This window comes from Methylomonas sp. HYX-M1, assembly GCF_040741385.1.
Classification (GTDB): Bacteria; Pseudomonadota; Gammaproteobacteria; order Methylococcales; family Methylomonadaceae; genus Methylomonas; species Methylomonas rhizoryzae.
Genome location: NZ_CP160405.1, coordinates 2,999,551 through 3,024,608, shown reverse-complemented (window position 1 = coordinate 3,024,608; position 25,058 = coordinate 2,999,551). Strand labels below are relative to the sequence as shown.

Annotated in this window: 23 protein-coding genes; 21 read left to right on the top strand and 2 right to left on the bottom strand. The window is 48.2% G+C overall.

The annotated features are described in order from the left end of the window. Window positions 1-10 precede the first annotated feature (10 nt). The 6 genes from AB0A83_RS13615 to AB0A83_RS13590 all read left to right on the top strand — a co-directional run bounded on the left by AB0A83_RS13615 (window position 11) and on the right by AB0A83_RS13590 (window position 6,670). Complete coding sequence (locus tag AB0A83_RS13615; protein WP_150049288.1) at window positions 11-1,279, top strand: putative O-glycosylation ligase, exosortase A system-associated; 1,269 nt, start codon at window positions 11-13, stop codon at window positions 1,277-1,279. A gap of 69 nt (window positions 1,280-1,348) precedes the next feature. Then, on the top strand, window positions 1,349-2,209 hold the full coding sequence (locus AB0A83_RS13610) for a sulfotransferase (RefSeq protein ID WP_150049286.1): 861 nt from the start codon (window positions 1,349-1,351) through the stop codon (window positions 2,207-2,209). Window positions 2,210-2,226: 17 nt separating this feature from the next. Continuing rightward, the gene (locus AB0A83_RS13605; protein ID WP_190303141.1) at window positions 2,227-3,093 is read left to right on the top strand and encodes a glycosyltransferase family 2 protein; all 867 of its coding nucleotides are present in this window, start codon (window positions 2,227-2,229) and stop codon (window positions 3,091-3,093) included. Between the two features lie 8 nt (window positions 3,094-3,101). Beyond that, window positions 3,102-4,583 (top strand): lipopolysaccharide biosynthesis protein, encoded by a 1,482-nt coding sequence (locus AB0A83_RS13600; RefSeq protein ID WP_150049282.1) that lies wholly within the window; start codon window positions 3,102-3,104, stop codon window positions 4,581-4,583. A gap of 45 nt (window positions 4,584-4,628) precedes the next feature. Then, on the top strand, window positions 4,629-5,591 hold the full coding sequence (locus AB0A83_RS13595) for a sulfotransferase family protein (RefSeq protein WP_367154468.1): 963 nt from the start codon (window positions 4,629-4,631) through the stop codon (window positions 5,589-5,591). Beyond that, window positions 5,573-6,670, top strand: coding sequence for a glycosyltransferase (locus AB0A83_RS13590; RefSeq protein ID WP_150049278.1), 1,098 nt, complete (start codon window positions 5,573-5,575; stop codon window positions 6,668-6,670). The genes AB0A83_RS13595 and AB0A83_RS13590 overlap by 19 nt, the downstream gene beginning before the upstream one ends. An 8-nt stretch (window positions 6,671-6,678) precedes the next feature. On the opposite strand, the gene AB0A83_RS13585 is transcribed toward AB0A83_RS13590, so the two are convergent. Continuing rightward, entirely contained in the window at window positions 6,679-7,332 is a 654-nt protein-coding gene (locus AB0A83_RS13585) for a hypothetical protein (protein WP_150049276.1), read from the bottom strand. A gap of 38 nt (window positions 7,333-7,370) precedes the next feature. Between AB0A83_RS13585 and AB0A83_RS13580 the strand changes: the two genes are divergently transcribed. The 13 genes from AB0A83_RS13580 to AB0A83_RS13520 all read left to right on the top strand — a co-directional run bounded on the left by AB0A83_RS13580 (window position 7,371) and on the right by AB0A83_RS13520 (window position 21,571). Beyond that, window positions 7,371-8,081 carry a hypothetical protein gene (locus AB0A83_RS13580; protein WP_367154465.1) on the top strand — a complete coding sequence of 237 codons (711 nt, stop codon included), beginning with the start codon at window positions 7,371-7,373 and terminating at the stop codon, window positions 8,079-8,081. Between the two features lie 92 nt (window positions 8,082-8,173). Next, window positions 8,174-8,557, top strand: coding sequence for a hypothetical protein (locus AB0A83_RS13575; protein WP_150049273.1), 384 nt, complete (start codon window positions 8,174-8,176; stop codon window positions 8,555-8,557). Window positions 8,558-8,749: 192 nt separating this feature from the next. Beyond that, window positions 8,750-9,406 (top strand): DUF2760 domain-containing protein, encoded by a 657-nt coding sequence (locus AB0A83_RS13570; RefSeq protein WP_150049271.1) that lies wholly within the window; start codon window positions 8,750-8,752, stop codon window positions 9,404-9,406. After that, the gene (locus AB0A83_RS13565) at window positions 9,403-11,253 is read left to right on the top strand and encodes an Hsp70 family protein (protein ID WP_367154463.1); all 1,851 of its coding nucleotides are present in this window, start codon (window positions 9,403-9,405) and stop codon (window positions 11,251-11,253) included. Before AB0A83_RS13570 ends, AB0A83_RS13565 begins: the two co-directional genes overlap by 4 nt. A gap of 118 nt (window positions 11,254-11,371) precedes the next feature. Continuing rightward, window positions 11,372-12,295: a branched-chain amino acid transaminase gene (locus tag AB0A83_RS13560; protein ID WP_150051990.1), complete on the top strand. Its 924-nt coding sequence runs from the start codon at window positions 11,372-11,374 to the stop codon at window positions 12,293-12,295. A 3-nt stretch (window positions 12,296-12,298) separates the two neighbouring features. Next, window positions 12,299-13,306, top strand: a complete 1,008-nt coding sequence (gene waaF / locus AB0A83_RS13555) for a lipopolysaccharide heptosyltransferase II (RefSeq protein ID WP_367154461.1) — start codon at window positions 12,299-12,301, stop codon at window positions 13,304-13,306. Window positions 13,307-13,309: 3 nt separating this feature from the next. After that, window positions 13,310-14,311, top strand: a complete 1,002-nt coding sequence (gene waaC / locus AB0A83_RS13550; RefSeq protein WP_367154460.1) for a lipopolysaccharide heptosyltransferase I — start codon at window positions 13,310-13,312, stop codon at window positions 14,309-14,311. Window positions 14,312-14,489: 178 nt separating this feature from the next. Beyond that, complete coding sequence (locus AB0A83_RS13545) at window positions 14,490-15,011, top strand: PAS domain-containing protein (RefSeq protein WP_150049263.1); 522 nt, start codon at window positions 14,490-14,492, stop codon at window positions 15,009-15,011. After that, window positions 14,989-16,482: a methyl-accepting chemotaxis protein gene (locus AB0A83_RS13540; protein WP_367154459.1), complete on the top strand. Its 1,494-nt coding sequence runs from the start codon at window positions 14,989-14,991 to the stop codon at window positions 16,480-16,482. The genes AB0A83_RS13545 and AB0A83_RS13540 overlap by 23 nt, the downstream gene beginning before the upstream one ends. 83 nt (window positions 16,483-16,565) lie before the next feature. After that, entirely contained in the window at window positions 16,566-16,856 is a 291-nt protein-coding gene (locus tag AB0A83_RS13535) for a cupin domain-containing protein (RefSeq protein ID WP_150049259.1), read from the top strand. 193 nt (window positions 16,857-17,049) lie between these two features. Continuing rightward, complete coding sequence (locus tag AB0A83_RS13530; protein ID WP_367154457.1) at window positions 17,050-18,231, top strand: efflux RND transporter periplasmic adaptor subunit; 1,182 nt, start codon at window positions 17,050-17,052, stop codon at window positions 18,229-18,231. Continuing rightward, window positions 18,228-20,177: a MacB family efflux pump subunit gene (locus tag AB0A83_RS13525; protein ID WP_150049256.1), complete on the top strand. Its 1,950-nt coding sequence runs from the start codon at window positions 18,228-18,230 to the stop codon at window positions 20,175-20,177. Before AB0A83_RS13530 ends, AB0A83_RS13525 begins: the two co-directional genes overlap by 4 nt. Next, window positions 20,174-21,571, top strand: coding sequence for an efflux transporter outer membrane subunit (locus AB0A83_RS13520; protein ID WP_150049254.1), 1,398 nt, complete (start codon window positions 20,174-20,176; stop codon window positions 21,569-21,571). Before AB0A83_RS13525 ends, AB0A83_RS13520 begins: the two co-directional genes overlap by 4 nt. A 103-nt stretch (window positions 21,572-21,674) precedes the next feature. Here the strand turns inward: AB0A83_RS13520 and AB0A83_RS13515 are convergent, their stop codons facing one another. Then, window positions 21,675-21,878, bottom strand: a complete 204-nt coding sequence (locus AB0A83_RS13515; RefSeq protein WP_150049252.1) for a hypothetical protein — start codon at window positions 21,876-21,878, stop codon at window positions 21,675-21,677. 772 nt (window positions 21,879-22,650) lie between these two features. Between AB0A83_RS13515 and AB0A83_RS13510 the strand changes: the two genes are divergently transcribed. Further along, on the top strand, window positions 22,651-23,424 hold the full coding sequence (locus tag AB0A83_RS13510) for a hypothetical protein (RefSeq protein ID WP_150049250.1): 774 nt from the start codon (window positions 22,651-22,653) through the stop codon (window positions 23,422-23,424). Between the two features lie 18 nt (window positions 23,425-23,442). Continuing rightward, window positions 23,443-25,056, top strand: coding sequence for a hypothetical protein (locus AB0A83_RS13505; protein ID WP_150049248.1), 1,614 nt, complete (start codon window positions 23,443-23,445; stop codon window positions 25,054-25,056). Window positions 25,057-25,058: the final 2 nt, after the last annotated feature.

The window sequence follows — 25,058 nt, the reverse complement described above, 5'->3', positions numbered from 1 at the left end:
ATTGCCATTTATGCGTGATATTATAGTTACGTCGATTGTATTGATAGGTTGTTTGTATACGTTAAGGCGGCCATATATCGGTATATTGCTATGGTCTTGGCTTAGTTATATGAATCCCCATCGGTTGACATACGGTTTCGCATTTAGTATGCCATTTGCGCAGATTACCGCATTGACTTTGATGCTGTCAATGCTGGTATCAAAGGAGGTTCGTAAACCCCCATTAAATACGATAATCTTTATATGGTTTTCGTTTGTATTGTTTATGGGGGTTTCAACGTTATTTGCATTCTTTTTTGAGGATGCTTGGGCTCAATATATAAAAGTAATTAAAATACAGTTGGTTGTTTTCTTGACGTTGATGCTGATAACGGATTTGGATAAATTAAATCAGTTGTTGAGTGTTATTGTGCTATCAATAGGATATTATTCAGTAAAAGGCGGAGTATTCACCGTTCTTACCGGTGGTGGCTATCGAGTATGGGGGCCTGCGGGTAGTTTTATTGAGGGAAATAACGAATTAGCAGTAGCTGCGCTGATGATAATACCAATAATGGTTTATTTGCATAAAATATATAATAACAAATTTATAAAGTATATTCTAATTTTTTCAATTGTTTCAAGTTTTATTGGCGCAATTGGTACCCAATCCCGTGGAGCACTAGTTGCTTTTGGCGCTGTATTGGTATTCTTCTGGCTTAAAAGCGATAAGAAAATAATTTACGGACTCTTGTTTTCAGTAGCTGTCGCTTTATTGTTTATGTTTATGCCGGAGTCTTGGCAAGAACGAATGAATACTATTAACACCTATGAAAGCGATGCTTCAGCGATGGGTAGAATCAATGCGTGGGAATATGCATTTAATGTTGCTAATAACCATTTGCTAGGTTTGGGGTTTGAATCCTGGAGCCCGATTACTTTTGCCATGTATGCGCCAAATCCGAATGATGTTCATGCGGCCCATAGTATCTATTTTAGTGTGTTGGCGGATCATGGTTGGATAGGTTTACTAATGTATTTATCCATTTTTTATTTTAGCTGGAAGAAGCTAAAAGAATTAATTAGGAATACCGATGGATTATCTGAATACGAAGCAGTGAATTTTTTGGCTAGAATGCTTCAAGTTACTTTAATAGGTTATTTTGTTGGAGGAGCATTTTTAAGTTTATCTTACTTTGATTTGCCTTGGCATATTGTTGCGTTTATTCAAATTATTTCAAAAATACGAAATACCAATGAATCCATTAAATCTAACACTACCGTTCCGGTACAAGTTTGACAGCTATCGAATGATTATGCGGCAATTTTGCTTAGTTTGTCTGTTAGCTTGTTTCATTGGACTTTATTTATGAAAAATTCAAGGCCAATCATAGTAGGAGGATGTCCCCGTAGCGGTACTACTCTAATGCGACGGATACTAAACAATCACTCTCGCATACATTGCGGATCAGAGGTGAAGTTTTTTGAGGATTTATTTAACGACTACCGATTAGATGATCAATTAAAAAATATAAGATTTTTTAATACGGCGCGAAATTTGGCTCAGGAAGAAGATGTGATAAATATTTTCGGAAATGGCTTTGTAAAACTTCATGAGGTCGCTGCAAATAAAGCTAATAAGGTGCGTTGGGCTGATAAATGCCCTTCAAATGTCATATATTTAAACTATTGGGAAAGTATTTTAAAAGAGTCGTTTTACTTTGTTCATGTTGTAAGAAATCCGTTAGATACATTAGCATCATTGAAGGAAATGGAGTTCGATAAGTCTGTGCCGGCTAATTTTAATCAAAAAATTGATTTTTACATTAATTATATGAAAGCTGGGTTGGCTTATGAGGAGATTGCAAGCGATAGATATATTAGGGTTATTTACGAAGAACTGGTTTCTTTTCCGGAACAGGTTGTTTCACGGTTGATGAGCTATTTAGGTGAGTCTTTTGAAGAGTCGCAATTGAAGTTAGATAAGCCATCAAATAAAGGTATAGAAGATCCGAAAATTAATACTACAAAAACAGTTCATACGTCATCGTTCGGGCGATGGAATAATATTCTCACGCCAAGTGAAGCTGTCACAACTTGGGAAATATGCAAGCCAATATGGCATCGAATTGATAAAAATTATAAATTTATTAGTGGGTTGGATTCGGACGGTAACATTGTAAAGTCGTCAGTGTCAAATAATATTTTTTCAAGATTTTTTATAAAATAATAGATTGGATCTGTTTTGTGAAAATAATTGCAATTATTGCCAGTTATAATGAAGAGCGATTTATTAAAGCCTGCTTGGAACATTATTTTTATCATGGCATATACGTGTACTTATTGGATAATCAATCTACTGATAATACTGTAAATATTGCAAAAACCTACTTCGATAAAAATTTAATCGGATTAGACATTATTCCGCGTCGTGGTAAGTTTGAATTAAAAAAGCAATTGCTCGCAAAGGAAAAACTTATAGATAAATTAGAAGCGGATTGGTTTATTCACGCCGATGTTGATGAATTTCGACTTCCACCTGATTCTAGCGAAACATTGGCTCAAGCGATAGAGAGGGTAGATAAGAAAGGGTATAATGCCATTAATTTTATGGAGTATACTTTTTTGCCGGTTAGAGAATTTCCTCACCACGAATCAGATGATTTTCAAAATACCATGCGGTGGTATTATCCTTTCGCCCCTCAACATCCTCACCGCTTAAATGCTTGGAAAAAACAGCCGTTATCTCAGTGGCCGGGATTTAAAAAGACTGTTAAAGAACTTATAAATAATAGGCGTTGCCGAGCAGCGTCTGTCAATTTGTGTAAAAACGGTGGCCACGTAATAGAATTTAATGGGATTCGTCCGTATCCAATTGACTTTAAAATGCGCCACTATCTGGTGTTGAGTTTAGAGCATGCAATTCAAAAATACGTATTGAAGTCGTTCGATTCCAAAGAAGCCTCCTCAATGCATGGTTGGCGTGCAACGGCTGCAGCCGACGAGTTTTTGTTGCCCTCTGTAGAACAAATGCGTTATTACCAAGGGGATGACGCATTGGATCCAAATAATCCGTTGAAAGAGCATCTCATCGTACAACGAAAAACAATCTAAACAGAGAGATGTCGGAACATTTAGGTAAAAAAATAATAGCAGGAAGTATTTGGTCTATATTAAACCGCTTTGCCTTGCGAAGTATAGGTTTTATTAATACTATTATTCTAGCAAGGTTGCTTACTCCGGATGATTTTGGGCTAATCGCACTTTCTATGTTAACCGTCGGATTAGTGGTTTTGCTTTTCAATACCGACATGGGGCAGGCCGTATTGAGAAGAAAAGAGGTAAATAACGCTTTATTAAATACAGCTTGGACACTAAGGGTAATAGCGGGAATTTCGTTGAGTGTAATTATCTTTTTATTAGCTCCGGTTTCTGCTGCTTACTTTAATGATTCCAGAATTTTACCGGTGATGCAACTAATCGCATTTCAGCCATTTATTGAATCGTTAAATAATATAGGTTTTGTATTATATGAAAAAAACTTGGAATTTAAAAAGTCATTTTTTCGGACGCTAATTTCTAAAGGGTTGTCCGTTTGTGTTGGAGTTGGCATAGCAATTTGGTTGCGAAATTATTGGGCTTTAGCAATTGGTATAATTGCGCAAAATGTCATAACTACCGTTATGAGTTTTGTTATGCATCCTTACCGTCCTAGATTTCAATTGACTGCTGCAAGAGAGCTCGCAACAGACTCTTATAATAACATTGCAAAAAATATAGCAATTTTTTTGAAACAGAAGTCGGATGAGTTCTTTATAGGTACAATAAGTGGTGCTAACGGTCTGGGTGGCTACTATATGGCGAAGTCTGTGGCTAATATGCTAACTGCGGAACTAATCCAGCCGGCCGGTAGTGCGCTATTATCAGGTTATACTAGGATTGTTCATGATCCGGAACGTTTTAAATCTTCTGTAATTAAAGTAGTAAATGCAATATCACTTATTGCATTTCCATGTTCTCTAGGTTTATCTGCAATTGCCTGCCAATTTGTTCCCGTAGTGTTTGGTAGCAAATGGGAACCGATTATTCCTTATTTTGAATTATTTTGTTTTATGGGTGGGTTGACGGCGCTGCAATCCGTCACCGGTCCTGTATTAACTGCAATCGGCAAGCTATATGTTATTTCTTTTGTTGCTTGGTTAAATTTGATTTGCTTTGTAACTATGCTTTTGTCAATTGCGTATACTAAAGATATTTTGTTGATTACGCATTCGTTGTTCATGTTAAGCGCCATCATGACAGTGTTGAATTACATTGTATTAATAGGATACGCGAAAATAGGATTTATGCGAATAGTTTTAGCGTTGTTTAAGCCAGCTGTGGCCTCTATCGCTATGTCATATTGTCTGTCATTGTTGAATGAAAAATTTCTAACTCAGATATCAATTTTGAATTTGGTTGCTAATGTTGTTGCCGGATTTTTAATATATGCAACTTTAATCGGGTTGGCTTGGTTGATTCGCCGGAATCCGGATAGTATAGAAGGGGTTGTTTTTAAAAAAATATTTAGAATAAATGCTGGTTTGCCGGTTAAAAGCCTGTAACTTATTGTTCCCGATTTATTTTTCGATAACTAAAAATAGCATTGTATGAAAAATCAGGTGCTAGTTGTACTTGGAATGCATAGAAGTGGGACTTCGTTATTGACCGGCTTGCTTAGCGAAGCTGGTGTTAGTGTAGGTAAACGATTATATGCTCCTCAAATAGGAGTGAATGAAAAGGGGTTTTGGGAGCATGAAGATATTGTCGATTTACATGATGAACTATTATTGCATTTGTACTCACAATGGGATGATATTTTGCCGCTACCCGAATTTTGGTGGAAACATGCTAATGTTGCTAAATTTAAATCAAAGTTGATTGGGTATGTAAACAGGGATTTCGTAACCTCGAAAGTGTGGGCAATTAAAGATCCAAGAATGTGCCGATTACTTCCATTATGGTTAGAAATTTTCTCAGATCTGAATGTTTCTCCGGTATTTGTATGTCTCAATAGAAAACCATCGGAAGTAGTGGCCTCATTAAAAAAGAGAGACGGTTTTTCTGAGGAAAAAGCGTTAGTTCTTTGGCTAAATCATACGCTAAATGCCGAGCAATTCAGTCGAAATAAAAATAGGGTTTTTTTGGATTTTGACACTGTAGCCGAATCTCCGGAAACAGCTTTATATAAAATCGATAAGTTAATTGAAGGTGGTTTTCCTCTTAGTTTATCCGACGTTAAAGAAAAATTAAATGACTTTGTTTCGCCTTCTTTAAGGCATCATAATTCTGCAAATAATAGTATGCTCTCAGGTTGTTTGGGTTTGCTTGCTGAGCGTTTGTACAAAGAGCTTTCATCTGGCAAAGATGTCGATACCTCACTTATCGATACGATATCTTCGGAGTTCGATAATTATCAGAAAACGTGGAGTACTGAATTGTTGGAGCAGGTTCGTTATCTGAATGCCGAAAGAGCGGATTATCGGATTAAGTTTTTTCAAATATATCGTTCTTTAAGCTGGTTGTTAATTAAACCGCTTTGGTATCTGGAACGTTGGCTGCGGAATTATTAAAATTACGTATGGATGTGTTACCTCCTGCTGCTTCGGTTGTGATGACAACCTATAATGGTAGTCGCTATGTTAGGGAAACTATTGAATCTATTTTGAATCAATCTTTTAAAGACTTTGAATTCATTATCATCGATGATTGTTCATCCGATAACACCGTTGAAATCGTCAATAGTTATAAAGATAATAGAATAAAGTTTTTTCAAAATCAAAAAAACTTAGGGATTAGTAGGACAAGAAACCGTGGTTTGGAATTAGCACGGGGCAATTATATTTTTGCTACCGATCAGGATGATGTCAGTTTACCGTGTCGACTTGAAGTGCAAATTCGGTTTATGCAAGAACATCCGGATATGGTGATGATCGGTAGCTCTGCTAAGGAATGGAGGAATGGTGAAATCAGTTCGGTATATAAACCGGAGTCCCGCCCGGAAATATTGCATTGGCGTCTTTTTAGTCGCTGCGGTATTGTCCATTCGTCGATCTGTATCCGTAACGATATTTTAAAGCGATATTCGATTTGCTACGATCCGGCTTATCATTATGCTGAAGATTTTGTGTTGTTTCATAAGCTAGCGGAACGAGGGCGAATTGCTATTTTACCTGATGATCTAGTAATTTATCGTGAGCATGAAACAAACGCCAGCGTGAAGTTTAATTCGGAAATGGAGCAAAACGGCCAGTTATTTCTACAGTCGCAATTTTTGAAAGCATTAAACTTGGATGTTGACTCAAAGTTAATCAATAAATATTGGTCCGTCTTTGTTATCGGTGCTGCAAACTATGAGTTGGACGATGTAATTGCGGTTGGAGAGTTATATTTTAAAGCTTTTAATACTTTTTTAACGTGCCATCAATTTGCCCATTCTCAATTGGAAGAGTTGACAGAGTTCGCCGTACTTGACTGGTGGAATTCAGTCTGCCGTTGTGTTAATTCCACAGGGAATATAAGGCTAATGTCGGCGTTTACCCGGGTTGTTAACGACACGTATTTTACGTTGCAATTAAGAGGGGTTATGCGTTGTTTTCCGAATGTGTTGTTTAAGCAGACTAAGCGTGTTTTTGCTAAGTTTTTCGCTTGAAGTTTATGTCATTTATCCCAAATTCCGGCTTTCTTGAGTTGGTCGCGTAATCCTGAAGGTGCATCCTTTTCTTTTTCATATATTTCTTGCGCAAGTTCATATGCCTTTTCTTTTTCGTTGTTATCGAATAAAAATAGTGCATAGGAATATTTTATTTTCATGTTTTCGGCATCGATTTGAGTGGCGCGATCATACAAGTTTCTAGCTCTTTCCTTTTCCCCAACCTTTGAAAGATAATAAGCATACAGCGAGAAAGGCGCCGGATCGTCCGGACTGTATTCAATTGCGCGATTAAGATAACACTCCGGTTCCGTTTTTAATTTCTCTTTTCTTAAGCCTTTTAGTATATTGAGTTTAAATCGTATAATACTAAGTAATGCTTTATGGTGATTCGGAAAAGCGCGTAAGGTGTAGTTTAAATCACCTTCTATGCTTCCGCTTTGACCTTTGACTAAAGCTTCCACTTGTGGGGTAAAGTGGTATTCTTCGACTAAATGTACTTTTTCTCTGTCTTTAATGTAATCGTAAGGCCCATAACCTTTTTCACCTGTACACATTTCACCTTTCAAGTTGTTGCCTACCCATGGGGCCGGCTTTAATGCGTAGGCGTTGGTAGATAATGTCAGAATTATTGGCGTAAGTAGTGTTAACGATGTTTTCATGATTGTTCACTGAGTGTATTCAACTAATTTTCTAGTCTATGAGCTCACATCCTATCCGCATCTGGCAAGCGAAGCTGTGTCATTGGGTTTCACAAATCGGTCTCGTCGATACTTTGCTTTACGCATTCAAGCGTATCGTTTGTAGCCTGTCAAATGTTGTTGATTTCGACAAGTATTATTTCGTTTCGCAACGGCTTAATAATGCTCCATTACTACCGGAAGGGAAGGGGAAGTCTTTTGATATCGTAGAAATAACCAGCGATTCGGCGCCTAGCCATCCGTGTCCTAGGCCTGTGGAGGTTATCAAAGATAGGTATCAACAAGGAGCGAAGTGTTTGGCTGTGTTTAAGCTGCAAGAGTTCTGCGGATGTCTATGGTTTGTTTCCACCGAATATAAGGAAGACGAATTTCGCTGCCGCTATCGATTGCCAAATACGGCGGTATGGGATTTCGATGTCTATGTAGATCCTAAATACCGATTCTCCCCGGCTTTTTTGAAACTGTGGGATGAGGCTAGTTTTAGACTTTGCTCTGAGGGATACAAGTGTTCGATTAGCCGTATTTCCGCATTTAATCCTGTCTCACTTTCGTCCCATAAAAGGATGGGGGCGGTCGAAATCGGTTGGGCTTGCTTTCTGAAGATCAAATCGCTTCAGTTTTCGCTTGCATCGATAAAGCCTTACGTTCACCTTTCGTGGCGAGACGAGGCAATGCCGGTGTTTAACATTCAGACGACCGGAAACAATTGACTGTTCGACGCTAGCCCAATTTTTCGCACTGTCCAGTCAATAACGTTTCGCGTAAAATTTGTTATCGGTTCTTTTCAATAGAGGATAGTTTTATGAAAACTATATGTTTTTTCTTGTTAGTCTCCCTGGCTCAGGTTGCCGCTGCAGCTGAAGAAAGCCAGCAGGAGTGGAACGCTACGAGTCTAAGCGATGCAGTCATCGAAAAAATTCAACAAGCTCAATACGGTTATAAAAAATGCGTAGTTGAAGCAATGCGGCAGCCGCAGAACATGGGCCTGGAGAGTAGGAACGCAACCGATGTTATTATCCGTCAATGCGAACCTACACTGGGAGAAATGCGTAAAATTTACACGGATGCCGAGGTTCCGCCTGTTATTGCCGACAGGCATTTAAAAAAGTTGCGAATTGAAGTCACTCGTAATTTGTTGCAAGAGTTAATGTATTTAGAAGCGGCCAGAAAAGCGGGTGCCTCGTAAGCCATAGGCTAGGTGCGCGGACATCGATTGGGGCAGGGTTGGTCCTGTTCAGCGCAAATCTCCATCTAATAACTAATAACCAAGCGTTTACTGGAAAGTATTTACTTTTGCTAGCTGGGTTTGCTACGCGAACCAAAATGAAGCGAGTCAAGCCGTTTGCTTTCGTCCCGGATTTCAAGTAATCAATTTCTAATGAATATTTATACCATTGACTTATCGTTACGCCCCACCACTTTTGACCTATGGCATGTTTGCTTGGCTGGAACGGTTTTGGCGTTGGCCTTGCTGCTAATTATCGTGTTGACTTCGGTAATACTGGGAATGCGCCGCTGTCGCAAAGCCGAACCCCGGGTGCTTCAAAACGTGCCCGCAGTAGCGCCGGAACCCGAAATAAAAATCGTCGAAAAAATAGTGGAGGTTGAAAAAATCGTGCAGGCGCCGGCACCGGAACCCGTCGTATTAAAAGAGGCGACCCCGGATGCCGCCTTGCAGCTTTTGGGTTTATTGCAGCAAGAAGCCCGTTTCATCGACTTTATTCACGAAGACGTCAGCGCCTATTCCGATGCCGATATTGGCGCTGCTGCGCGCGTAGTGCATCAAGGCTGTCACAAAACGATAAAAGAGCATTTCAGCATTATACCGGTGAGTAGCGATGCGGAAGGCAGTAGAGTGACCTTGCCTAAAGGTTTTGACGCCGCGAGTTACCGATTGACCGGGAATATAGTGGGCGAGGCGCCGTTCAGCGGTATGCTGGTGCATAAAGGTTGGCAAGTCAGCGATTTGCGTTTGCCGAAACTGACGGCAGGTCATAACGCCAAAATTATTGCGCCGGCGGAGGTCGAGCTATGAGCGAATTGAACCGTTATGCGGTCGGAATCGACTTAGGTACCACTCATTGCGTTCTATCGTATGTCGATTTGCATTGTCCCGACGATCAAATCGTGCTGGAAGTGCTGGCCATACCCCAGTTGACGAATCCCGGCGTTATCGAGGATAAGTTTCAACTTCCTTCGTTTACCTATTTGCCGCATAGCGCCGAAATCACCGAAGGCGCGACGGCCTTGCCGTGGTCGGCTTCTCCTGAATTGTTGGTCGGCGAAATCGCCCGCAATATGGGTAGCAGGACCCCAATTCGTTTGGTAGCGAGTGCCAAGAGTTGGCTATGCCACGCGGGAGTGGATTGCAAGCAAGCGATTTTGCCGGCCGATGCGCCGGAAGACGTGCAACGGATTTCGCCATTCGACGCCAGCAAAGCGTATTTGCAGCACATGCGGGATGCGTGGAACCACAAGTTTCCGGACTTTCGCCTAGAGCAGCAAGATTTGACCATTACCGTACCGGCGTCCTTCGATCCGGCGGCGCGCGAGTTGACGGTGGAAGCCGCTAGAGCAGTCGGGTTAGGGCAAGCCGTATTGTTGGAAGAACCTCAAGCGGCGCTGTATAGCTGGATAGAGAAGAGCGAAGGCGATTGGCGCAATCACGTCAAAGTCGGCGACGTGATTTTAGTCGTCGATATTGGCGGTGGGACTACCGACTTGTCGCTGATTGCAGTGACCGAGCAAGACGGAAATTTGCAACTTAACAGGATTGCGGTCGGCGATCACATTCTATTGGGTGGCGATAACATGGACTTGGCTTTGGCCTATACCGTTAAAGCCAAATTGGAACAAGACAGCGGCAAGCGTCTGGAAAATTGGCAAATTCAGGCGTTAACCCACGGTTGCCGCGAAGCCAAAGAAAAGTTATTTAACCAGCCGGATTTAACCGGTATGCCGTTGGTGGTAGCCGGTCGCGGATCCTCACTGATCGGCGGCACTTTGCGTACCGAGTTGACCCGCGACGAGTTAAATCGCGTGTTAGTTGAGGGGTTTCTGCCGAAAACGTCAGTCGGCGAAAAGCCTGTCGTCAGGCCGCGTAGCGGCTTGCGCTCGGTCGGTTTGCCTTATGCGCAAGATGCCGGAATCACGCGTCATCTGGCGGCGTTTTTGACGAAACAGAAGGAGGCAACCGGCAGTTTTTCCGGTATGTCTAACCACGAACGAGCGAGTTTTCTTCATCCGACAGCAATCTTGTTCAACGGTGGGGTGTTGAAAGCCGGTGTGTTGGCCGAACGATTGCTGGAAATTTTGAATGGCTGGTTGTTAAGCGAGCAGGCAGGCGAAGCGCGCTTGCTACCGGGGGCCGATCTGGATCTAGCGGTCGCGCGCGGTGCGGCTTATTACGGTTTCGTGCGCAAAGGCAAAGGCGTCAGAATTAAAGGCGGTACCGCCGCCGCTTATTACGTAGGGGTGGAAAGCGCGATGCCGGCCGTACCGGGCCTAGCGCCGGAGCTCGAAGCGCTATGTATCGCGCCGTTCGGTATGGAAGAAGGTAGCGAACAAGCTCTGCCGGGCGAGGAGTTCGGTTTGATTATCGGCGAACCGGTGCGATTTCGATTTTTCGGTTCTAAAACCCGGCGGGAGGACGTCGCCGGTATCCGGCTGGAGACGTGGGCCGACGATGCATTGGAAGAATTGGACGAAATCGAGATTACCTTGCCCGAGGAAGGCCGTGCACCCGGCGAGATCGTGCCTGTCTATTTATCCTCGGCGGTTACAGAAGTGGGTACTCTGGAATTGAAAGCCGTGTCGCATCGCGACGGTAAACGTTGGAAAATTGAATTCGACGTCAGGGCCGGAGAGAGCGAAACGGTTTAACGACGCTACGACTGATTGCGCCTACAGGCGGACCGGGCTCTGGTGTACAATTCGCCGTAACGGCACGGGCCGATTTTCCGACAACACACTAAAAGAATTGTGCAGGTTTAAAAAGATGATAACGATGGATGATAGAGACGGTTGGATTTGGCTGGATGGGGAATGGGTGGCTTGGCGCGATGCTAAAGTTCACGTTCTGACCCACACCCTGCATTACGGTTGCGGTGTGTTCGAAGGATTGCGCGCATACAAAACCGACGCGGGTACGGCGATTTTCAAACTGGCGGAACATACCGACCGTTTGTATCGATCCGCGCATATCATGAATATGAAAATGCCGTTTTCCAAGCAGGAAATCAATCAAGCCCATCGGGATGCGGTTGCCAAAAATGCTTTAGACAGCGCTTATATCCGCAGCATGGTGTTCTTCGGCTCCGAAGGCATGGGATTGCGCGCCGACAATCTGAAAGTGCACGTGATGGTTGCGGCCTGGACTTGGGGCGCGTACCTGGGTGCGGAAAACATGGAGAAGGGTATCCGTATCCGCACTTCGTCCTACACCCGCAACCATGTCAACAGCACGATGTGCAAAGCCAAGGCCAATGGCAATTACATTAATTCGATCCTGGCTCTGCAGGAAGCCCTGTCTACCGGTTACGACGAAGCGCTGCTGTTGGATCACGAGGGCTTTTGCGCCGAGGGTAGTGGCGAGAACCTGTTCATTGTCCGAAACGGCAAACTGTATACGCCGGAAACGACTTCGGCGCTGGAAGGAATCACCCGCGACACCTTGATCACCATCGCCCGCGAACAAGGCTACGAGGTGATAGAAAAACGGATTACCAGGGACGAGGTATACGTAGCCGACGAAGCCTTTTTTACCGGTTCAGCCGCCGAGGTTACTCCGATTCGCCAATACGACAATCGGGACATAGGTTCGGGCAGCCGCGGGCCGATTACCGAAAAACTGCAAAGCTTGTATTTCGATTATGTACACGGTCGCCGCGCCGACCACAGGGAATGGCTCACCTTAGTCTCCTAAGTTGTGCTGTCCGCTGAAAACTTCTTGATCGTCGGCCCGTCTTGGGTCGGCGACATGGTGATGGCGCAAAGCCTATTCATTACCCTCAAACAACACTATCCCGCTTGTACGATAGACGTGCTGGCACCGGGCTGGTCTTTGCCTTTGCTGCAACGTATGCCGGAAGTGCGACGGGGCATCGCGATGCCGGTCGGCCACGGCCGATTCGGTCTGGCGGAACGATGGCGATTGGGCCGGGCGCTACGCGGACAATACGGGCGTGCGCTGGTGCTGCCTAATTCGTGGAAATCCGCACTGCTGCCTTTTTTTGCCGAGATAGACCGCCGGACCGGTTTCTTTGGCGAATGGCGCTATGGCTTGTTAAACGATGTTAGACGTTTAGACAGACAGCATTTGCCGCAAACGGTACAACGATTTGTAACCTTGGGGCTGGAAAAGCCTCAAGCCGGTCCTCCTGCCTGCCCGCAACCTAAACTAGTTGTCAGCGCCGAGCAAAAACAAGCCGCCGCAACAAAATATGCCGTCGATATCGGCAATCCTGTCGTGGCGCTTTGTCCGGGCGCCGAATACGGGCCGGCCAAGCGTTGGCCGGTCGAGCATTTTGCCCAATTAGGCCGGTGCTTGGCGGCGCGCGGCTGGCAAGTCTGGCTGTTCGGTTCGGAAAAGGATGCGGCGATTGCCGGAAAAATCAATGCATTGTCCGGGCAGTCGTTCAGCAATTTCGCGGGAAAAACCAGTTTAGCGGACGCCGTCGATTTGATGTCGTTAGCCGACGTTGTGGTTAGCAATGATTCCGGCTTGATGCACGTTGCCGCGGCTTTAGATAAAAAACTGGTAGCGCTGTACGGTTCATCCGATCCCGGTTTTACCCCGCCGTTGCATCCTGCCGCACAGATCGTCCGCTTAGGCTTGGAATGCTCGCCCTGTTTCAGGCGGGAATGTCCGCTAGGTCATACCCATTGTTTGACCGAAATTTCGCCCGATCAGGTCCTTCAAGCCATGGACGCCTAATGCATGAAAGTGGCGATCGTTAAACTGTCGGCGTTAGGCGACATCGTACACGCGATGGTGGCCTTGCAATTTGTCAAAGCGACCTACCCGGACACCGAAATCGACTGGCTGGTTGAACATCGTTTTGCCGGCTTGCCGGCCAACAACCCGCAGATCAACCGCATCTTGCCGGTCAATTTAAAAGCGTTAAAGCGCGATAAATCGGGTTTCTTTGCCGAATTTCGCACCCTCAATGCCTACCGCGAGCATCGCTACGATTGGGTCATAGACGCCCAAGGTCTGATTAAATCCGCCATCGTTGCCCGCTGGCTGTCGGCTAACTGTATCGGATTCGATAGCCGCTCGATCAGGGAAGCATGGGCGGCTAGCTTGTATCGGCAACATGTCGCTTGCCCTTACGACGCCAACACCATAGACCGTAATGTCAAAGTGATAGGCGCCTTGTTCGGTCTGGATATCTCGCCGCAGCAAATCATCGACAAACAGCCGTTTTTGTTTTTCGAGCCCGCTAGCGTCGATTTAACCGGCTATTTCGATAAATTTAGAGTCAATGTGTTGCTGGTCGTTGGTTCGACCTGGCCTAGCCGCAATTATCCGCCCGAACGGTTTTTAAGCGTGATCGCCGGCTTGAGCGATGCCAACATATTGATCGTCAGAGGCAACCCGGAGGAAGAAAAGACGGCCGGTTGGCTGGCCGAGCGTAGCGGCGCGCGCGTGTTGCCAAGCCTGAATTTGAACGACTTAAAAGCGGCAATCGCGCGAGCCGATTTAGTGATAGGCAACGATACCGGACCTACCCACATGGCTTGGGGCTTGAATCGGCCGTCGCTGACTCTGTTCGGGCCTACCCCGGTGAGCCGCGTTTACCAAACCCGCATCAACCGGGTGTTGAAATCCCCCTCTAAAGTAAATCCTTTCAAACTGGATAAAAACGATTTTTCCATCGGCTTAATAGAGCCCGATCAAGTAATAGCGTTGGCCCGGCAGCTGCTTGCCGGCGGCTAAAGCGCTCCCAAGCCGCCCCGCGCCTCAACTCTAACGCACGCATCAGCCCGGCGGCCTGTGGAAATTAGGCTACTATTTCTACCGATATGTACCTAGCGTTGCGGGCAAAAAGATAGGGTATGCGAGGTACTTAGCTTTTACCGGGTCAATTCGACGGGTTGACTGTCTTGGGAGGTTTATGAGCAACAAGGCCTTGCCCAATTCGCACGAGCTGGTGCTACGCGAAGAGGATTTTATCGTCAGCAAAACCGATGCAGTCGGTCGGTTAACCTATTGCAATCCGGTATTTATCGAGTTTTCCGGTTACACCGAAGCGGAGTTGTTGGGGCAACAGCATAACGTCATCAGGCATCCGGACATGCCGCGCACTATTTTCGCGTTGCTCTGGCAAACCATACGCAACGGCGAAGAATTCATCGGCTATGTTAAAAACATGTCCAAAGACGGTTCTTACTACTGGGTGTTAGCTACGGTAACTCCCACATTTAAGCCAAATAGTCAGGAAATCATCGGTTATTTTTCAGTACGGCGCAAACCGCTTAACGCCAAGATTGCCAATATCGAACCCTTGTACCTCGCAATGCTGGCCGCAGAACAACATGCAGGTCGACTGGATGCAATCGCCGCCGGAAATGCTGTGTTGCAAGCAGCTTTGGAAGCTGAAGGCAAGGATTATCGTGAATACATACTTACGCTTTAACAGCCAAAATACCATAAGAATTTGCTTGGGTTTGCTAGCCGTGCAAACCGGCGCGGCTGCTTACCGATACGAAATCAATGCTTGGCAATTTATCCCGCTCTGTTTGGCGTTGCTGGCTTATGCCGGTTTCCAACGCCAAACCCGCTTGGAATTGAACTTGATCAAATCCTTATTCACCTTAGCCAACGGCATCGCCAAGGGTAAGCTGGAATACCGGATAAGTCACGTGCCGCCGGATGCCGATTTGGCCCGGCTGGCTTGGAATTTCAATACCGCCTTAGACCAAGTGGAAACCTATATGCGCGAGACCGCCAGCTGTTTTGCGGCCGCCGAACGGCAGCAGTATTACCGAAAGCCTCAATATCTCGGGATGAAAGGCGCATTCGCCGAGAATCTGCGTTACATCGATGCGTCGTTAAGAACGATAGAATCGGATGCCCGTGGAAAAATGCAGGAAAGTTTGTTTGCGCAGTTAGGGCAAATGAAAACCGAGAATCTATTATCCAGCTTGCAGCGTACGGAACGAGATTTATCGATCATCACCACTCAAATGCGGCAGGTGGAAACCACCAATCAAACCGCCGCCGACATCGTGTCTAAAAGCGGTGTGGCGTTGGGTAGCGTGATCCAAAAGTTGACTAAGATCATCGACACCATGGAATCGTTAAAATCCTCTTCGCTGGCGTTAAGGCAAAGTAGCAAAGACATTAGCGAAGTTACCACCTTGATTGCCAAAATCGCCGAACAAACCAATTTATTAGCGCTTAACGCGGCTATCGAAGCGGCACGCGCCGGCGAACACGGTCGTGGGTTCGCTGTAGTGGCCGATGAAGTACGCCGTCTTGCCGAAAACACCAAGCAGGCCACCGGGCAAATTCACAACGCGATGGCACGTTTTAGCGTCGTCAGTACCGAAATTGTAGAGGGTACCGTCGGTATGGCCGATATGACCGAAGAGTCCAAAGTTGCGGTGAGCGAATTCGAAAAAAACATTCACCAAGTCAGCGGGATCGTATTGGATACCTACGGGAAAGTCGCCTACACGCAAATGGTGGGCGAAGTGGCTTTAGCCAAGGTCAATCAGATGATTTACGTACAGCAAGGCTACCGGGCCATGGAAATGGGGGCGCATTCCAGCGCGGCCGAAACGGTGATGGTCGATCACTTTCATTGCAAGTTGGGCATTTGGTATCACACCGGCGTCGGGGCCAGCCAATACGGACATTTGCCGTCCTATGTCAAAATCGATGCCCCACATAAAAAGACCCACGAAAACATGTTTTCCGCGGTCGAAAAATTGTCCAAAAATTGGCAAACTTCGCTACAACTGCAGGCTGAAATCGTCGAAAACTTCCGGGCTATCGAGCTGAGTAGTTTGGAAGTGGCCACGCTGCTGGATAGAATCGTGGAGGAAAAAAAGCAGTTCGAATCCGGCGTGAGTAGAAACGACGGCGAAGTGGACTTATTTTAACGGCCGATCTCCGGCGTAAGCCTTGGAGCGCAAGCGGCTTGAGTGCTACCATGGCGCTTCCGTTAATTTTTGCGTTCAATAACATGAGTCAAATTAAAATCGAGCACAACCCCAGCCAGGAAAGATTAGAAGAACTTGGCGTATCCAATTGGGAAATTTGGGAAAAAGAAGTATCCCAATTTCCTATCGATTTCGACGAAACCGAATGCGCTTACGTATTGGAAGGAGAGATTTTGGTGACTCCGGCCGGCGGAGAGCCGGTACGCATTTTGCCGGGCGATTTGGTGGTCTTTCCGGCCGGTTTGGAAAGCCAATGGGAAGTCGTCAAACCGTTACGCAAACACTATAGCTACGATTATCCGGACGGAATTTAACGCCGCCCTTATTCCACTAAGGCATCGATTCGATGCCTTTTTCAGTTTTTCCCAATGCGGATGAAGGTATGGCAATCCCCTGTCCGATCAAAAGCATTGACGGTGGGAGAGATGCCATCGTCGCGCTTCGACAGGCTGTTCGCGACGTCGCCCCCACCAGGACTTTCACCAAAATATGCCAGGCCGTCCATTGTTGAAATTAGCTTCACGCGCAGCCGCTTGGCTAGTGTTGCCGATACTTGCGCTCGCGGCGGTCGTCGCTGTTTTTTCCGGCAGCGGCGATAACGCAAAGCAAACTCAAGATAGCGTAGAAGTGATCGTCGGCGATATCGAAGAAAACGTCACCGCGCAAGGCAAGCTGGAGCCGAAAGAATACGTCGACGTCGGTGCGCAAGTCACCGGTCAGTTGCACCGGTTATACGTAGACATTGGCGACAATGTCAGGGCCGGTCAATTGTTGGCGGAAATCGATCCCCGCGTTTATGCGGCCAGGGTACAGGCCGACGAAGCCAACATTAAAAACTTGAAAGCCCAGTTAGCCGGTCAGCAAGCCCAGGTGATATTCGCTAGACAGCAGTTTGAACGGAACCGGGAGCTGATCGCCGGCGACGGAGTCAGTCTGCAAGATTACCAAAATAGCGAATTTAACCTAAAAAACGCCCTCGCCACCGCACAAGCCATTGAAGCGCAAATCGAACAAGTGCAATCGACCTTAAACGGCGACCTCACCAACCTCGGCTTTACCAAAATCTTTGCGCCGATGGACGGTACCGTCGTCAGTCGCACGGCGCGTTTGGGACAAACCCTGAACGCCAATCAAACCACGCCGCTGATCATGCAGTTGGCAAAATTGGATGCAATGACCGTGCGCGCGCAAGTGGCGGAGGCCGATGTCATGCGGCTACGGCCGGACATGGCCGTGTATTTCACCACCTTAGGCGCCGGTGAGAGGCGTTGGTACGGCAAGATAAGGCAAATACTGCCGTCTCCCGAAATCGTCAATAATGTGGTGTTGTACAACGTGCTGGTGGATGTGGACAACAAAGACCGGCAATTGATGTCCGGTATGAGCACCCAAATGTTTTTTCTGCTGGCAAGCGTCCGGCAAGCGTCCTTAATTCCCTTGTCCGCTCTCGGTCAGCGTGTGCCCGAAGCCGACCGGCAAGGCGGAAAGGCTTACCGGATCAAACGGCTGACCGCGCAAGGCGCGGAGGAAAAAATCGTGCATATCGGTTTGCGCAATCGGCGTTACGCGCAAGTGCTGGAGGGCGTGCAAGCTGGCGATCAATTATCGGTATGGTCCTTGCCCGGACAGAAGCGCAACGGCAAGAAAACATCCGACGCATTCGCACTGCCCGGCGCAGCACGCTTATGAGCTCTGAAACGATAGAGATTCCTTTATTGCAATTGCGAGAAGTCAGGCGCCAATACCTGTCCGGCGATACCCTGGTAACGGCGTTGGGCGGGGTATCTTTGAGCATCTGGCCGGGCGAATTCGTCGCCATCGTCGGCCAATCCGGTTCCGGAAAGTCGACCTTGATGAATCTGATCGGCTGTTTGGACCGCGCCGATCAAGGCAGTTACCGGATTGCCGGGCGCCCGGTCGAGGCTTTGAATGCCGATCAGCTGGCGGCGTTACGGCGAGAAACTTTCGGTTTCGTGTTTCAGCGCTACAATCTGTTGACGACCGCCACTGCGGCGGAAAACGTACAAATTCCGGCCTTGTACGCAGGCCAAAGCAAACTGCTACGGCAAGCCCGCGCCATGCAATTGCTGCAACAACTGGGACTGGCCGAGCGTTCCGGCCACAAGCCCATGCAATTATCGGGCGGCCAGCAACAAAGAGTCGCTATCGCTCGCGCATTGATGAACGATCCGCCGGTGATTCTGGCCGACGAGCCTACCGGAGCGCTGGATAGCCGTAGCGGCCTGGAGGTGATGGATTTGTTGCGTCGCCTGCACGCGCAAGGCCGCACCATTTTACTGATTACCCACGACGAACAGTTAGCGCAGTACGCCCAGCGCATGATTCACATTCGTGACGGCCTCATCGTCGCCGATTCCGGCCGCCGTCAAGCTAAACCGGCAACCGCGGCCGGGCGAGAAGTGACGCCTGATGCGTTCGATATTTTGGAAGAATTGCAGGAGGCCGGTACCAGCGCGTTGCGCGCGCTAAGAGCCAATTTGTTTCGTACCGCTTTGACTTTACTGGGGATAGTGATCGGAGTGGCCGCGGTCGTGACCATGATGGCGGTTGGCGAGGGCAGCCGTCAGCAGGTGATGGCGCAAATGACGGCGATGGGAACCAACATTTTAACCATACGGCCTGGAGCGCCGGCTTTGCGCACTAGTTCCGACATCGCCACCTTAACGCCGGAGGACGCCGAAGCCATAGAAGAACTGGACAACGTCGCGTGGGCCTTGCCGGAACGTAGCGCCCGCATGACCTTGCGGGTCGGTAACGTCGATTATGCCAGCAGCGTACAAGGCGTGGCGCCCAGCATGCCGCAAGTGCGCGATTGGCCCTTGGCACGCGGCAACTTTTTCAGCGACGAAGACATGCAACGCTATTCCCCGGTCGTGGTGTTGGGACAAACCGTGCTGGAACTGCTATTTCCGGACGGCAGCGATCCGATAGGGCGTTACCTGCTGATTCAAAACATTCCGTTCGAAATCATCGGTGTTCTGGGTCCGAAGGGCGCGTCGCCGGTAGGCACGGACCGCGACGATGCGGTGTTCGTACCCTTGACGACCGGTTTGATCCGTTTATTCGGCCGCAATTATCTGAACGGCATATCCGTGCGCGTGACGGATGTGACCCACATAGACGACACCGAGCAGGCGATCAAAGCCTTATTGCTGGCCAGGCATCAGACCGAAGACTTTCGCATCCGCAACATGTCCTCCATCTTGGATTCCGCCGAAGAAACGCAAAGCACCATCACCGTCATGCTGGGCATCGTCGCGGCCGCCTCCTTACTGGTCGGCGGCATAGGGGTGATGAACATCATGCTGGTCAGCGTGACCGAACGCACCCGCGAAATCGGCATTCGTATGGCAGCAGGTGCGCGCCGCCGCGATATTTTGCTGCAATTCGTCACCGAAGCCACCGTGGTTTGCACCTTGGGCGGGGTGGCCGGCGTGGTTGTCGGGATTGCGTGCACCAGCGTGTTGCATCGCTTCGAAATGGCCGTCGTGTTTTCGCCGTTTCCGGCCGTATTGGCTTTTTCCAGCGCGTTCTGCACCGGATTGTTATTCGGCTTCCTGCCGGCGCGCAAAGCGGCCAATTTAGATCCCGTCATGGCGCTGGCCGCCGAATGAGTTTGCGCAACTTTCTTTATCTGGTTGCGCTGAGTGGGCTGTCGGCCGCTTGCCGCCTGACGCCGCCTTTTGAAGCGCCGCAAGCCGATGTGCCGGAAGCTTGGCACTACGCGCAAAATGACGCGGCCGCACTGCTCGATCCCGGCTGGTGGCGAGCTTTCGCCGACCCGGAACTGGAAGCCCTGATAAGCCACGCGCTGGCATATAACAACGATTTGGCCGCCGCAACCCGGCGCGTAGAGCAGGCGAGGGCGCAAGCCAAACTGGCAGGCGCCGATTTACTGCCAGGCATCGGCACTACCGCCTCGCTGACGGACAGACATAACGATGCCGGCGATACTCAGCGTAAATTCGCGCAAATTTCCATTGCCTACGAAGTGGATTTGTGGGGCGCTAATCGCGCCAAGCGGGATGCGGGCCGGGCAAGATGGCTCAGCACAATCTTTGCGCGCGATGCTTTACGCTTGGTAGTCAGCGCCGACGTGGCGCAAGTTTATTTCAACGTGTTGGCTTCAGCCGAGCAAATCCGCATTGCCGAGCGTTTTTTGGTCAATACCGAGCAGACCCTGAGCATAGTAACGGCCCGCTTTAAAGCCGGCGCAGTATCGAATTTGGACGTGGCGCAACAACAAAGCTTGCGCGCCAACGCTCAGGCGGATTTAGAACGGCTTAAACAACAAAAAGCCTTGGCGGATAACGCGCTCAGTATTTTGTTGGGCGACAAACCGCAAGCACAAGGCGGTGCGGCAACATTCACCGGCCTGCAAATTCCGGCGATTACGGCCTTGCAACCGTCTGAGTTGCTGCAGCGTAGGCCGGACGTCAAACAAATCGAAGGGCAATTGCAGGCGGCCCACGCCGACGTCGCAATCGCCCGAGCGGCCTTTTATCCCAAATTGCAGCTGAGCCTGGACGGGGTGTTGGCCAATCCGCAGCCGGCCGGCGTGCTGGTTTCGATGGCGGCCGCGCTACTGCAGCCGATTTATCAGGGCGGACGCTTGGAAGGCGCGTTAGCGAACGCGCGTGCCCGCCACGCCGAGCTGGTGGAAATTTGGCAGCAGACCTTGCTGACCGCCTTCAAAGAGGTGGAAGACGCCGCGGCCGTGCGCCAATATTCCGGCCTGCGGCAAACCGCCTTGCAGCAAGCGGTCGGCCAAGCCGAATTGGCGTATCGCATCGCCGATGCCCGCTACCGGGCCGGAGCGATTGAGTTTCAAGCCCTATTGACCGCGCAACGCGACGTATTCACTGCCCAAACCCATCAGGTGCAAGCCCGTTTAGACGTATTGAACGCCAGCGTGCAGCTTTTCAAAGCCCTGGGCGGCGGCTGGCAGCCGGCATCGGCGCAACTGCCGGGCGAATCGGCGTTGAATGGGTATCAGCCGGGATCATGAAGCCGGTAACGCCTCTCGGGCAATGGCAAGCCGTGCGCGGCTAGTCGCGCCGGCCCCGCTTTCACGAAGACTTCATAGCGGGCAATCCTGCGACTTTACTAAGTTAGACAACCGAAGTTTGCCGCTTGAAAATGCCCGTCATGAAACGCCAACGGGCATTTACTGCCGGATCACTGCATAAGCCAATATCGATACGGATGGAATCCGCTGCTTGATAAAACGATAGCGCCAACTCGGCAGCATTTAGCTGAAAAGTAACCAAGATAAAACCTAGACAGGTTTTGTCTTGCCGGCTTGTCGCTGCCATTTTACCTGCCAATTTTGGCGTGACAGACTGACGAATTTGTCACTTGCCACACTGAACGGATAAAACTGCTCACGACAAGCCAATGATTGATAGGCGCTTAGCCTAGTGGCCTAAATCATGCTCTAACTGGCAGAATTAAAAATTAAAAGCCGTAGAATTCAACCGGCATGGCCCGAACATACAAAAGACCGAAAACCGATCCCAATGGTCACAATCGATTTCACAACACGCAACAGGATAACAAGATGAGTTTTGTAAACGAAAAGATCCCGGAAGCCGATTTAAAACGTATTGATGTCAACCCGATAAGGTGCGCTTATAGGCTGCTGCCGACGTTAGGAGACGCATTGTTCGAGTAGCTAAAAGCATAGCCTTATACACAAGTCGGCACTACAAGAACTAAACCAATCCCAAGCCATTGATCTTGTGTTGGCTTGCGGCGGACTCAATCGGATTTTACCGATTGATGAAGCCTTGATTCCTTTGGTCTTGGTGACTTGTGTATAACGAGATGAGCTAAAAGCCGTGACCGAATAAACGTCTATCAACAAATCAATAGGTATTTTTGCTCTCTATCGCTGATAGACACAAACCTTGACTGAAAACAATACATGCGAACTTTTTGCAAAGCGCTTAGCGATTAATCGACTTGACTAAATATATTAAACGGATAATTAACTAAATATATCGGTAAGCAGTGCTATGGATTGGCCAAGTAAGATTTTTTATTCATACGTAAAATAAGATATTTACGATTAAAATTTAGAAAATTATGGGCGACTTTATATTAAAATTATCGAGTAACACTAGTTATATTTATACTGGTATCAATAGCATCCTGTCCGTGTATGTAATCGGGTTTCGAAGAACAATGATCTGCGTCGCATGTTTGTGCTTATTATTAGCGGGATGTGGCGAAGAATTACTAAATATGGAGCAGGCTAGGAACCGGCACTACGCTGTCCGGGTGGAAAATGTCGATTTCGACGTGCCGCTGCTTTACCACCCCTTGGAAGGCCGCTTCGACAAAGGCTGGGAGCCGCCGCAAACCGAACGGGAAACCATCGATGCGATCCGCATCAAGGCATTGTTGCCAGATATGGAGATGTATAACGAAAAAACGGCGAACGAATTTAAAACACCCGGCTGGAGCAGAAAAGTCATGATCATGATGACGCATTACCGAGTTAACTGGCCGTATTACTTTGATGGCGCTTATAAACGTTTGATCAAATTGCCGGAACATCCGCTGGTGCCGGGCATGTTTCATTATCGCGATCCTAAGAGCGATATGAAGGATATCTATCTAAGCCACGACAAGCCGGTTCGAGATTTAACAGAAATGAGATGCGAAAATCCCGAACTGGACCCAGAACCCGCGCCATCGCCCTCTTGTAAAGTCACTACGATTTACCGAGGACAATTTCAGCTCGATTACGCTTTCTCGCTAGCTTATTTATCGCAATGGCGCGAAATAGACCAAAAAATCAAAGCCTTGCTCGACAGTTTCATTTCTGCTGAATCCAAAAACCAACCACAAATTTAAGACAAAAGGAGTTTTTTCATGACCATCGAATCTTCCGTATTAATCCCAAGTACCCTTCCGCAAGCAGCTGTGGCCGAAGCCAGAGCCTATTTCGATCAAGGCCAATATGCCTCGGCCTGGGATGCCTTGGCGCGCGGCGGCGACCGTTACGCGGACAACGCAGCCGGCGTGCTTGGCCGGGGCGGAGATGCCGCCGATTATTTTTTTCAAAAACTGGTGCAGCACTGGTGGGATTATAACGAACCGGGTGCCTACGAGACTAAATTCGACGCTGTCGCGCATGATCATTTGGACAATTATCTGACACAAGTTGAGAGAGGTTACCTTCCCGATACCCAGTTTATTCTCAACAGCTATGAACAAGCGTTACGAGATAATCAATTGAGCGCCAGTATCGCGTTCGACGGAGCCTGGGCTAAAGCCGTACCCGGCGATGTCTTCGACGGCACTTGGGGTATCCCGTTTTTGGGTATGGAATTGGACCGGTTAACCACTAGCGAATCCCATAATAACCTGACCCAAGGTGAGGCGGCGGCGCTGATCGGAAACGCCATGACAGAGGCGCTCTATGACGTCTCGAAACAAGGATTTATGGCTTCCGGTGAATTCGTTACCGCCATGATCGGTCGATTCGGCGAAGGTGTTGGCGATTACTTTAGAGATATACAAAATAAAGAGTTTTTGTTTTTATTTGATCATCCAGAAATCTTAAAGTTACCCGTTAGTTTATTGGTTTCATCCTTATTCATCACAGCCACCGTTATCCAACCTCGCCGCGATCCTTTAACGTTAGATTTGGACGGCGATGGCCTGGAAACCACCGGCATCGACACCGCCAACCCCGTTTACTTCGACCACGACGCCGACGGAATAAAAACCTCCACCGGCTGGGTGGGTGCGAATGATGGATTTCTGGTATTAGACAAAAATGGCAACGGTACCATAGATAACGGCCGCGAATTATTCGGCGACGCCTATTTAAAAAGTAATGGGCAACTGGCCTCCGACGGATTTGATGCGCTAAGCGATCTGGATAGCAACGCCGACGGTGTGGTCGACGCTAATGATGCCCGCTTTGCCGACTTGCGCGTTTGGCGGGATTTGAATCAAGACGGTGTCAGCCAAGGCAACGAGTTGTTTTCGCTAAGCGGCTTGGGCATAGCGGCTGTTAATGTTCAAAGCACTGAGCACAATCAAACCTTAGCCAATGGAAACCAAGTAGCCGATCTTGGCACCTTCGTTAAAACCGATGGCAGCAGCGGAACTCTGGGCGAGGTCAGTGGCAACTTGGGAGATGTCAACCTGGTGCAGGATACCTTCCACAGCCTATTTGCCGATACGCTGGACACCACCGGCTTCGAAACTCTGCCCGACGTGCAATACGCCGGCCAAGTGCGCAGACTGCGCGAAGCCGCCACCCTGTCGCCGGCTTTGGCGCAACTGTTGACCGACTTTGCCGCCGCCGACCGCACAGGCCAATGCGTCTTGCTGGAGCCGATCATCAAAGCCTGGAGCGACACCAGCACCCTGGCCGACAAACTGACCATCCTGGAACACTTCAACGACCGCACTTTCAATGCCGTGCCGGCTGGAGCGGCGGCAAATGATAGAACATGGGGTATGGCGGCATGAAA